Genomic DNA, 10,737 nt, shown 5'->3' on the forward strand with positions numbered 1-10,737 from the left:
GAACGCCCTCAGCTCGACGCAATCTGCGGATCTCCGCCCAGTCCTCCACCTTCAGCACCCCTCCTACACCAGCAGGGGGTCAGTTTTCGCGGCCCCCTGGGGGGTCAGTTTTCAGGAGGCGGCGACAAACCGACTCGTTATACCCGTGACGAACTCATCGCACGCCTGGTCCGCGCCGGAGAACTAGAGGTCTCCGGCGAGAACCCCGAGGAAGTCGACTCGTACTTCGACGTCGAGAACTTCGCCTTCCATGGCCCGGATGGCTTCGACGCCGACTATGCGGGGCTCACCGAGTACTTCGCGGCACTGCGGGCCGCATTCGACGACCGCTCTATCCGGCGCGGAATCATCGTTGCCGACGGCGACTTCATCGCCTGCCAGACGTGGATCGAAGGAACCTTCGTCCGGTCTTTCACCCAGTCACCCATCGGTCCGGTCGAGCCCACCGGCACGCGCGTCGTGATGGACCTGATGAACATCTTCCGCTTCGACGCCGCCGGCCGACTCGTCGAGGAGTACGTCCGAACCGACAACCGCAGCCTGCTCCGCCAACTCGGCGCCGAAGAGGCCTGACCGACCTGGTAGTGCCGGTGGAGGATCTCCCCCGCAACGTCATGGGGAAGATCCTCCGCAACAAGGTCAAGCAATCGATGGAGGTCATGACGCCTTCCTCGTGCCGCTCACCGGCGGCCGGGGTGAGGTTGTTCAGCCGTTCGACCTACTCCCTCGGCATCGCCCGGCTGAGCGCCCCGAGCAGCAACCCCCTCGACCATGGGCGGCCCGGTCACCCAGACCACACCGGTGAAGCAATCTCAGGCGGGGACGGACGGCGGGCGGCCCAGTTCGAGGCGACGGCTCATGTCGAGACGGACCTCCCCGTACGGGGAAACGTGAGTCCAGAACAGGGGTGTCAGTCCGCGCCGGTCGACGTCGGTCAGGGCGGTGGCCCAGTCGTCGTCGTAGAGGATGTCCTGGACCATGAGGGTGTTGACGTAGACCAGGGCGGCTTGGAGCACCCGCAGGCACAGGACGGATAGTTCTTGCTCGTCGCGGCGGTTGGTGGCGATGTCGCCGCCCTTGCCGTAGAAGATCACGCTGTTGGCGCGGTTCCAGGACTCCACGACGTTCAGGCCCTCGTTGATCTCGCGTTGTAGGTCCCGGTTGCGCAGGTACCGGGCGATGAGGATGGTCTTCTGCGCCCGGCCGACCTCGATCATCGCCTGGTAGGTGGGGTGGATCGCGTTGGCCTTGGTGAACCGGCGCAGGATCGCCTCGGTCGAGGCGGTCCCGGCACGGATCGCGGTCGCGTACTTGATCATCTGGTCGTACTGCTCGGAGACGATGTCCCAGCGGATCGGGCGGGTCATCGCCGGGCCCAGCCGGGGGTAGGCGTCCGGTTCGCCGGCGGCCGGGCGGTACAGGCGGGCAACGTTGATCCGTTTGATCCTCGGCAGCAGGTCGAAACCGAGCAGCCGGGTCACCCCGAAGCCGATCTCGGACTGGCCGTGGGAGTCGACGTAGTTGCCCTCGACCTCCATCGTGGTGCCGTGGCGCATCGCGCCCTCGATCATCGCGGCGACCTCGGAGGCCGAGCAGTTGATCAATTGGGAGTGGATCGCCATGCTCTTGCGCTCCACATGCCAATAGATCAACACCCCGCGCCCGCCGTAACGCGAATGCCATTCGGTGAAGATGTTCTGGTCGAAGGCCCCGAAGTGCGTCGAGTCCGAGGCGACCGCGCTGGACCCGGCGCCCCAGATCGTCTGCGCCCGGGAGGCGAAGGTCGCGTTGGCGATCTCGACGGCGATGGTGCGGGCGACGTCGGCGCTGAGGTAGCGGCGGCGCTGAGGTAGCGGCGGCGCACGTACCGGATGTCGTCCTCGCTGTGCCCGGCCGCGGCGTTGCCGGCGACGGCGCGGATGCCGGTGTTCGTGCCGTAGGCGTAGATCGCCAGCAGCAGCCGCTCGGCCAGCACCTCGCCCGCCATGTCACCGCGCCCGGCCACGGTCGTGACCTTGCTCAGGCACCCGGTCCGCAGGACCGCTTCCTTCAGCATGTCGATCAACGGCACGCTGCCCCACCGGGTGCGGACCTCGCCCTTGAGCCGGCGCAGGTTGCGCGGTTCAGGGGCCGCCTCCAGCGGGGTGAGCGATGGAGCCGTTCTTGCCCCGATCAGCGATCTGCAGCCAGTCCAGGGACGGCGCCGCGGCGTCCAGGGCGCCGAGCTCGGCGCGCATCTCCGCCCGCAGTTGCTCGATGAACTCGGTGGCGTCCAGCGGTTTGCGTAGCGCGGCGTAGTGAGAGGCCCGGTGGGTCTCGAAGTCGGCGGGCAGGTCCTCATCGGGGTTACGCCACTTGTCTGCTCCGACGACCCAGATTTCCTTGCACCGCAACCGTTCCCGCAGTGCTTGGAAGGTGCAGATCTCGTAGACGCCACGGTAGACCCGCCGCTCGCCCTTGGCGGTGTCGTGGAACACCAGCGGCGCCCAGTCCCCGACCAGGCCCTTGTGGTCGGGGACCACCTCACCGGCGGGGTAGAACGTCAGGCGGGCATCGGCGTGACGCTTGATCAGGTCCAGGGCGTCCAGCACCGGCGAATGGGTGCTGTTGTTGGACCGGAACTCCAGGACGTCCAGCAACTCGATCAGCCCACGCCGGTAGTGGTTGCTGTACGAGGCCTTCAGCGTGGTCTGCACCGTACGCCGGTACACCGGCCCCTTCGTCTTGTACTCGTGCACCAGCTCCCGCAAGGTCGACTCCCCACCACTCACCGCCGGATAGACCACCTGGCGCACCGGATCGTCTGGAGCCGACAGGGATGCCTCGGCGATCGCGAACAGGATGTTCTCCTTCCCGGTGACCCGTTTGAAGGCGTTGACGAGTTCCTCGGTGACCTTCTTGTCCGCCCGCGCGCCGATGCGGTGCACGGTGGAGATCAGCAGCTCCACCAGCGTGTCTGTGATCTCCTGCTGGCGGGTGTGCAGCAGGGCGGCCAGCAGCACCAGCATCAGCGGGCGCGGATGAGCACGCAGGTGCGACGGCGACTCCACCGCAGCCCGTGCCCGCCAGGAAGAGATCACCCTCGGGGCGACGTCGGCGAACAACTCCACGGGCAGCCCGATCGCCCGAACCGCACGCAGCTTACGGATCTCGGTCAGCATCGAGTCCAGGCTCACGTTGCCCGGCACCGACTTGATCAGTGCCAGCACCGAGTCAAAGGCCTCCGCGTCATCGCGGACCTGGACGTCGACCAGCGCCGCCAGCCTGCCAGTGACCTCTTCGGGCAGCCGCGCCATCATCCTGGCGGTCAGTACCTGCTCGCCCTGATGCAACGCCGACCGCACGATCCGCTCGACCCGCCCACCCGTCGGCGGCTCGATCTGCTCTGCCCGGCACCGGGCCAGCAGCTCGCCGCGGACCAGCTCAGGGCGCCGTTCGGCCTGGCACACGTTCGCGGCCAGCCACCCGGTCAGCTCGTCCGCATCAGCCACCGAGCACTCTCTGAAACCCAGATGGCTTCGGATCTGCGCCCGGTGGAACGCGATCGTGCTGCCTGACCACTCGTAGAACCCCAGCTCCGATGCCGGCACCGCGACCTGGCGGGCGACGAAGGCCACCGCTTCATCGGGCAGTTCGCTACGGCCCCGCGGGAACCGGCCCAGGCCGCCGTAGAACTTCAGCAGCAACGCGAACCCCAACCGGGTCGCCCCACGCTTGCCCGCGATCAGTGCCTGCTCGTCATCCAGCAACGTCCAGTGCTCGACGAGCTCATCAAGATCCAACGATCGGGCCATGGCCGAGCATCATGACCTACCGACATATCCGGTCTGTGTCGAAAGCCGACCGCCCACCTCCGGACGATGCCCGGTGCCCTTTGGATCTGGTGACACGTTCCTTACCGGCACCCCGACATCCGTGGGCACGACCTGCGCGCGGCCGCCCGCGGCGCGGATGCGTTCGGCCAGCGCGGTGAGCCGGTCGGTACGCCGGGCGCCGAGCACGACCGCCGCGCCCCGGGCGGCGAGTTCCAGCGCGGTCGCCTCGCCGATGCCGCTGCTCGCTCCGGTGACGGCGACGACCTTGCCGCTGACTCCGCCCATCGCCATGCCTCCTGCTCTAACCTGACAACTGTCCGGTTGCACCTCTTCAAGTTACCGGACACTTGTCCGGTAGAGAAGTCAGGGGGAGGTGGGAGTGTGCCCGCCCGTGCACACCGTTCGGACGCGGTCGCCAACCGCGAGCGCATCGTCGCTGCCGCGCGCACGGCGCTGAGCGACTCCGACACGGCGGTCGAGGACCTCAAACTGCACCTGGTCGCCAAGGCCGCGGGCGTCGGGCAGGGCACGCTCTACCGGCACTTCCCGACCCGCGAGCATCTGCTGGCCGAGGTGTACCGGCACGAGATGGGCGAGCTCGTCGACGCCGCGGCGGCCCTGCTCGTCGAGCATCCGCCGCTGGAGGCGCTGACCCGATGGCTGGACCGGCTGGTCGAGTACGCACGGGTCAAACGCGGGGTCATGGCGGCGATCGAGGCGTCGGCCTGGCAGGACCTGTACGCCGACCACCACGGCCGACTCGACGAGGCTCTCACCGCCATGCTCGACCGGGGCACGGCCGCAGGCGAGGTGCGCGACGACATCGACGCCGCCGACGTCATCCTGCTGCTCGGCGCGTTGTCCCGGGTGCCCGAGGCGGAGTGGGACACCCGCGCCCGCAGGCTCGTCGTGGTCATCCTCGACGGTCTGCGCCGCCACTGAGATCCGCACGCCCCAGGTCACAGGGGCGGCTGCTTGTCCTGAGTTGCTGGGAACGGACCGTCACCGTTCCGCGTGCAGCAGCCCGGAGAGCTTGACCTTGACCTCACCCGGACTTGAGGGGGTCGCGTGGACGCGCACACCCTCGACTTGTCGGTGCTGCCGGCGCAGCGGCGCAGGTTCCTGGCCACGGTGGGTCGTCGGCTGACGGCGCAGGCGTTGCAGTGGCGGGAGCCGCAGCGCCGGTACCCGATCCTGCTGACCCTGTTGGCGCAGTCGGCGACGGACGTGCTGGACGTGGCCGGCGCTGTCAGCGCCGACACCGTTCACGGCCAGCAGTCTCGGAGCGACCGCGGCGACGAGGCGGCCGCGTCTGCGCACGGGAAGTTTCAATACGGACGCTCAGGAATTCTTCGCGAGCCTGGGGGGCGAGGGTCCCACCGGTCCACCGGTCCACGGTGACGGACAGTGGTCGCGTCAGGTCGCACGTTCGGCGACGAACACGAACTCACACCCCGGGCGGTCCGGCGCCTCGCGCACGTCGAGGACTCGGTAGCCATGGGCGACCAGGCTCGACTCGACCTCGCCCCGGCCGCGGAAACGCAGGGTCGAGTCCGAGGTGACGACCACACCCTCGGCCAGGAAACGGTAGGTGTAGCGGAAGGAGACGAACGGAAGGCGGACGTCGGTGACCTCCAGGCGTCGTTCCACCAGGCCGAGGTCCGCGATGTCGAGGGTGACCGGATCGACGTCCACCGCCCACTGCGCCCAGGCGTGACGTTCGGGACGCCGGGTCTCGAAGACGAGATGGCCGTGGGGGCGAAGGGCGGTGTGGATGCCCCGCAGGGCCCGGCCCCAGTCGTCGTCGGTCAGAAAGGCCTGGGCCACGTTCCCGGTCATCGTCGCCAGGTCCGCGTCGAGCGCCGGCAGTGCCGCGGCCTCGCCGTGGATCCAGCGGACCCCTCCCGCCGGGTCCTTCGACCTCGCGACCCTGAGCGACTCCTCGGCCGGGTCGACGCCCACGACCGTGGCGCCGCGTCCGGCGAGCAGAACCGCCAGGCAACCGGTCCCGCACCCGACGTCGAGGACACGATGCGCGGTCAGCTCGGCGGCGATCGCGAGATAGGCGGCCAGGTCGTCGCGGTCGGCGTCGAAGGAGTCGTACACCCGGGCGAGGAGAGGATGAGCAAAGATCGGATCCGGCATCCCGGGACCATACCCACCGTCACGCGCCCTGGCGGGGCAGGCAGTTCGGTGCATCGGAGGCAACCATGACCCTCACCATCACCATCGTCGGAGCCGGCCTGGGCGGCCTGGCCCTTGCCCGAGTGCTGCACGTCAACGGCATCGACGCCGTCGTGTACGAACGCGAGTCGTCGCGCGGCGCGCGCGCTCAGGGCGGCATGCTTGATCTGCACTCCGGGACCGGGCAGCGGGCGTTGCGTGAGGCCGGCCTGATCGACCAGTTCCACGTGATCGCCCGTCGTGAAGGCCAGGATCTGCGACTTCTCGACCCGGACGGCACCCTGCTGCTGCAGGAGGACACCCCCGACGACGCCGCGCTCGAGCGACCCGAGGTCGACCGTGGCGATCTGCGCACCCTGCTGCTGGACTCGCTGCCCGAACACGCGGTGCGCTGGGGCCACGCGTTCGCCTCCGCCGACCAGGGCCTGCTGTCCTTCACCGACGGCCACAGTGCGACCTACGACCTGCTGGTCGGCGCCGACGGCGCGGACTCCCGGGTCCGCGCGCTGCTCACCGACGCCCGACCAGCGCACACCGGCCACAACATGGTCGAGCTTGGCATTCCCGACATCGACCGCACCCACCCCGACCTCGCGGCGATGGTCGGGCGCGGCAACTACTGGGTGCTCGGCAACGGGCAGTCCCTGTCGGCGCAGCGCAACGGCGACGGCCGCGTACGCATCTACCTCAGCTTCTACAACAGCGCCGAGGACTGGTTCGCCACCAGCGGGATCCCCTTCGGCGACCCGGGCGCCGCCCGAGCGCGGCTGATCGAGATGTTCACCGGCTGGCACCCACGGTTCACCGCACTGATCGCGGCCTGCGACGACACGGTCCTGCCGCGGTCGATCACCACGCTCCCGGTCGGCCTGACCTGGCCGTCGACGCCGGGCGTCACGCTGCTCGGCGACGCCGCGCACCTGATGCCGCCGGTGGGGCAGGGCGCCAACATGGCGCTGCTCGACGGCGCCCTGCTCGGCCTCGCGCTGGCCACGCACCCGAACGACGTTCCCGCCGCCGTCCAGGAATACGAACGCGAGATGTTCGCACGCACCAGCGCCGCCGGCCGGCAGTCCGCGCACGTCCAGGAAATCCTGACCTCACCCGACGCCAGCCAGAAAATGCTCGCCTTCTTCCAACCTGGCTGAGTATGAGAACCGCGTCACCGTTTTCGGCTCAGGGTGAGGTCTCGCCCGGAGGCTACTTGTCGGCGAGCTCGCCGAGGAACCCGGTGGGAACGTGGCCGAGCAGCTCGGTGACGCGGGTGATCTTCGGATCCCGGAAGTAGGAGCCGAGTACGGCTTCGCCGTCGCCGCGGGTGTTCCAGCGAGTGACGATCACGACGTGACCGGGGTCCGCCAGGTCGCGGATGACGTCGTACCCGGTGCAGCCCGCGGTGGCCGGCATGTCAGCGCCGATGGCACGGGCGAGGTCCACGCCCTCCTGCGCGGACTCGGGCGAGAAGCGCAGGTCGAACACCGACGAGACGGCCATGATGTGACTCCCGGAAACTAGTACGTCCATACTAGAAAACGGTAACTAGGATGCCCGTACTAGTCAAGGCTGTTCGGCGAGGGCTCGCAGCAACACCGACGCGCTCTGCTCGAAGAGCGCGACCGTGCCGGCGGCGCGGGCCAGGACGAGACTCCCCTCCAGGAACGTGACCATCAACTGCGCGGTGGCGCTGGCCTGCGACGGGGCGAGGCCGACGTGACGCAGTCGCGCTTCGAGGACGTCGATCCATGATCGGAACGCCGTGTCCGCCGCAGCGTGCAGCGCGGGCTGCTCCGGTGACGCTTCTACCGTCACCGCAGCCACCGCGCAGCTCGTACCACCTGCCGCCTTCGCCACGACGGGGCTGATGAGCTCGACGAAGCTGCGCAACACAGCGTCCGGATCGTCCCCGCCGATGCTCTCGAACTCGGCCCGGACCCGGCGACCCGTCCATGCGACGGCCTGCTCGGCGAGGTCGTTCTTACCTCCCGGGAAGTGGTGGTAGATCGCCCCGCGGGCCGCGCCGCTCGCGGCGAGGACGTCGGTGAACGATGTCGCAGCCAGTCCCCGTTGGCGCAACGACAACGCCGCCGCCTCCGTCATGCGTTGCCTGGTGTCGCCAGCCATCAGCACCTCCCACTCGTACGACCGTCCTAGCCTAGATCGCAGTACGGCACGGTCCACCTGCCCCGCCGGCCGGTTCACTTCGGGGTGTGGCTACGGATGCTCCGCGCTCTCCTGGACGAGGTCGCCGCCGGCTCCACCCGCCTGCCCCCATCGAAAAGCGGAGGCGGCGCTGCGGAGAAACAGCCCGACCAGCCAGACACATCAGCTGGCGCGTTTCTGCAACATCCTGCCTCAACCAGGTTGACGGGTTCCGGTCGCCGCCCTCGCCGCTGTCGACGCACTCGGTGGCCAGCTCGCCGCGACCGGCATGTACGCCACCGCCCTGCTCATGCTCTTCCGCGCGGTCATCGATGGTGCTGTTGTCAGAACGATCAACAGTATTGTTTTGTATATGGAACGGCGCGATCGCGGCTTACCGGCCGACGCGACCGCTCCGGACCCCGCGGAGGGGAAGGCGGCTTCGGGGGTGCGCCTCGCCCATCTGGTCAGCGCGGGCGTCGTCACGGCGCTGGTCGGGTTCGCCAGCGCCTCCGTCGTGGTGCTGGCCGGGCTGCGGGCGGTCGGGGCCAATCCCACCCAGGCCGCCTCGGGCCTGCTCGCCGTCACCGTCACCCAGGCGCTCGGGACGCTGTGGCTCAGCCGCCGCCACCGGATGCCGATCCTGCTCGCCTGGTCGACCCCGGGCGCGGCGCTGCTCGCCTCGACCGGCGCGGTCGACGGTGGCTGGCCGGCGGCGGTCGGGGCCTTCCTCGTCGTCGGCGGGCTGATCCTGGCCACCGCGCTGCGGCCACGCCTCGGGGCGCTCATCGCCCGGATCCCCACGCCGATCGCGCAGGCGATGCTCGCCGGCGTCCTGCTCTCGCTGTGCCTCGCGCCCGTCCACGGGCTGGTGGACCATCCGGGGCTCGTCGCGCCGGCGGTCGTGGTGTGGCTGGCGCTGGGGCGGCTCGCACCACGCTGGGCGGTACCGGCGGCGTTCGCCGCCGCGATGCTGGCGATCGGGATCTGGCTCGCCCGCCACGGCGGCCCGCACGGGCCGCTGCTGCCCCAGGTCGCGCTGACGGCGCCGACACTGACCTGGGCGTCGGTGCTCTCCCTCGCCCTCCCGCTCTACGTCGTCACGATGGCGTCGCAGAACGTGCCGGGTGTGGCGGTGCTGTCCTCCTACGGCTACACGGTCCCCTGGCGGGAGTCGATGACGGTGACCGGCCTCGGCACCATCGTCGGCGCGACCGCCGGCGGCCACGCGATCAACCTGGCCGCGATCACCGCCGCGCTCGCCGCGAGCCCCCAGGCGCACCCCGATCCGCGGCGGCGCTGGGTCGTCGCCCACCTCGCCGGTGCGACCTTCCTCGCCCTCGCCGCGGTGTCCACGGCTCTCGCGACGGTCGTGACCGCCGCCCCCGCCGGCGTCACCACGGCCGTCGCGGGCCTCGCCCTCCTCACCACGCTCGCCTCGTCGCTGACCTCGGCCCTGGCCGACCCGGCCGACCGCCAGGGCGCGGTCGTCACCTTCGTCGTCGCGGCCAGCGGCATCACCCTCGCCGGTGTCGGCGCCGCCTTCTGGGCCCTCACCGCCGGCCTGCTCGTCCGCGCCGCTCTGAGCCCGGGACTCGGGTTCGCACCACCAGGGGAGAAATAACTCGGAAAGCCGGGCAACCCGAAGGCGGCCCGCCGGCCTCTGTAGGGCGAGGGAGGTCGTGGTGCGCACAGACGACGGCGACGGCGACGATGACGGCGGGTTCACGGCGTACTTCACGCCGCGGGCCGCCGGGCTGCTGCGGTTCGCCTACCTGCTGACCGGCGACGTCGGGGAGGCGGAGGACCTGACCCAGACGACGCTGACCCGCGTGTTCGTCGTCTGGCCGCGGGTCCGTGGCCATGACCGGCCCGACGCCTACGCCCGCCGGGTGATGGCCAACGCCAACACCCGCCGGTTTCGCCGCCGCCGGGTCCGCCAGGTGCTCGTCGACGTGCCGCCGGAACGGGCGCAGCCCTCGCCGCAGCTCGCCGCCGTCGAGGACCGGGCGGGACTTGCCGCGGCGCTCGCCGCGCTGCCGCCACGCCAGCGCGCCGTCGTCGTCCTGCGCTACTGCGAGGACCTGCCCGAGGCCGAGGTCGCCGCGCTGCTGCGCTACTCGGCCGGCACGGTGAAAAGCCAGGCGGCGAAGGGCCTCGCCAAGCTCCGCACCCACCCCGCGCTCGCCGGCCCCGCCGGCGCACCGGCCTCGTCTCAGGTCGGATACCCCCTCGTTGGTCCGCGAGAGGAGACACGATGAACGCGCCCCCGCCCGGTAGCTCCGATGACGCGGTCGCCGGCTGGTTGCGTTCGGCGGCCGGCCAGGTGGAGGTCCGCCCCCCGGCCGAGCTGGTAGCGGCGGCGCGGGCCGCAGCGCCCGCCGCCCGGCGCCGGCGCCGCCTCGCCGTCATCGTCCCGGCCGGCGCAGCGGTCCTGGCGGCCGTCGTGGTCGGCGTCCTCGTCGGCGGCCCGGCGCAGGGCCGGCCGGACGGCCGGGCGACGATCCTGCCCGCGGCCGGGTCCCCCTCCGTGGTCCGCGGCCCCGCGCCGGCAATCCCCACCGAGGTCCCCGCCGTCGTGGGCGGCCCGCCCCTGCAC

General features: G+C 70.6%; 13 protein-coding genes and 2 pseudogenes. 7 read left to right on the forward strand and 8 right to left on the reverse strand.

Going from position 1 to position 10,737, the window contains the following annotated elements; translation table 11 throughout:
* The coding region (locus tag NBZ83_RS24655) for an ester cyclase (RefSeq protein WP_261575891.1) at positions 1–573 on the forward strand (573 nt) is incomplete at its 5' end.
* Between the two features lie 239 nt (positions 574–812).
* Here NBZ83_RS24655 and NBZ83_RS34640 read toward each other — a convergent pair.
* On the reverse strand, positions 813–1,760 hold the full coding sequence (locus NBZ83_RS34640; protein WP_368861899.1) for a Tn3 family transposase: 948 nt from the start codon (positions 1,758–1,760) through the stop codon (positions 813–815).
* Here NBZ83_RS34640 and NBZ83_RS34645 point away from each other — a divergent pair.
* The gene (locus tag NBZ83_RS34645; RefSeq protein WP_368861900.1) at positions 1,687–1,836 is read left to right on the forward strand and encodes a hypothetical protein; all 150 of its coding nucleotides are present in this window, start codon (positions 1,687–1,689) and stop codon (positions 1,834–1,836) included. The genes NBZ83_RS34640 and NBZ83_RS34645 overlap by 74 nt on opposite strands.
* A 55-nt stretch (positions 1,837–1,891) precedes the next feature.
* On the opposite strand, the pseudogene NBZ83_RS34650 reads toward NBZ83_RS34645, so the two are convergent.
* The 3 genes and pseudogenes from NBZ83_RS34650 to NBZ83_RS34660 all read right to left on the reverse strand — a co-directional run.
* Positions 1,892–2,056, reverse strand: a pseudogene (locus NBZ83_RS34650) (hypothetical protein); the annotation flags it as partial.
* 67 nt (positions 2,057–2,123) lie between these two features.
* On the reverse strand, positions 2,124–3,794 hold the full coding sequence (locus tag NBZ83_RS34655; protein WP_261566636.1) for a DUF4158 domain-containing protein: 1,671 nt from the start codon (positions 3,792–3,794) through the stop codon (positions 2,124–2,126).
* 9 nt (positions 3,795–3,803) lie between these two features.
* Positions 3,804–4,100, reverse strand: a complete 297-nt coding sequence (locus NBZ83_RS34660; protein WP_308203825.1) for an SDR family NAD(P)-dependent oxidoreductase — start codon at positions 4,098–4,100, stop codon at positions 3,804–3,806.
* Positions 4,101–4,196: 96 nt separating this feature from the next.
* Between NBZ83_RS34660 and NBZ83_RS24675 the strand changes: the two genes are divergently transcribed.
* Positions 4,197–4,757 (forward strand): TetR/AcrR family transcriptional regulator, encoded by a 561-nt coding sequence (locus tag NBZ83_RS24675; RefSeq protein ID WP_261566637.1) that lies wholly within the window; start codon positions 4,197–4,199, stop codon positions 4,755–4,757.
* A gap of 60 nt (positions 4,758–4,817) precedes the next feature.
* Here the strand turns inward: NBZ83_RS24675 and NBZ83_RS24680 are convergent, their stop codons facing one another.
* Entirely contained in the window at positions 4,818–5,135 is a 318-nt protein-coding gene (locus tag NBZ83_RS24680; protein ID WP_261566638.1) for a hypothetical protein, read from the reverse strand.
* 96 nt (positions 5,136–5,231) lie between these two features.
* The gene (locus NBZ83_RS24685) at positions 5,232–5,960 is read right to left on the reverse strand and encodes a class I SAM-dependent methyltransferase (RefSeq protein WP_261575892.1); all 729 of its coding nucleotides are present in this window, start codon (positions 5,958–5,960) and stop codon (positions 5,232–5,234) included.
* 65 nt (positions 5,961–6,025) lie between these two features.
* On the opposite strand from NBZ83_RS24685, the gene NBZ83_RS24690 reads away from it, so the two are divergent.
* The gene (locus tag NBZ83_RS24690) at positions 6,026–7,147 is read left to right on the forward strand and encodes an FAD-dependent oxidoreductase (RefSeq protein ID WP_261566640.1); all 1,122 of its coding nucleotides are present in this window, start codon (positions 6,026–6,028) and stop codon (positions 7,145–7,147) included.
* Positions 7,148–7,199: 52 nt separating this feature from the next.
* Here the strand turns inward: NBZ83_RS24690 and NBZ83_RS24695 are convergent, their stop codons facing one another.
* Positions 7,200–7,493, reverse strand: a complete 294-nt coding sequence (locus tag NBZ83_RS24695) for a putative quinol monooxygenase (protein WP_261575893.1) — start codon at positions 7,491–7,493, stop codon at positions 7,200–7,202.
* 63 nt (positions 7,494–7,556) lie between these two features.
* On the reverse strand, positions 7,557–8,120 hold the full coding sequence (locus NBZ83_RS24700; RefSeq protein WP_261566642.1) for a TetR/AcrR family transcriptional regulator: 564 nt from the start codon (positions 8,118–8,120) through the stop codon (positions 7,557–7,559).
* 391 nt (positions 8,121–8,511) lie between these two features.
* On the opposite strand from NBZ83_RS24700, the gene NBZ83_RS24705 reads away from it, so the two are divergent.
* From NBZ83_RS24705 to NBZ83_RS24715, 3 genes and pseudogenes are all read left to right on the forward strand, one after another.
* Entirely contained in the window at positions 8,512–9,762 is a 1,251-nt protein-coding gene (locus NBZ83_RS24705) for a benzoate/H(+) symporter BenE family transporter (RefSeq protein WP_261575894.1), read from the forward strand.
* A gap of 61 nt (positions 9,763–9,823) precedes the next feature.
* Positions 9,824–10,399, forward strand: coding sequence for a SigE family RNA polymerase sigma factor (locus NBZ83_RS24710; protein WP_261566644.1), 576 nt, complete (start codon positions 9,824–9,826; stop codon positions 10,397–10,399).
* Positions 10,396–10,737, forward strand: a pseudogene (locus NBZ83_RS24715) (hypothetical protein); the annotation flags it as partial. The gene NBZ83_RS24710 and the pseudogene NBZ83_RS24715, both read left to right, overlap by 4 nt.

Source organism: Frankia gtarii (assembly GCF_025403375.1).
Lineage (GTDB): Bacteria > Actinomycetota > Actinomycetes > Frankiales > Frankiaceae > Frankia > Frankia gtarii.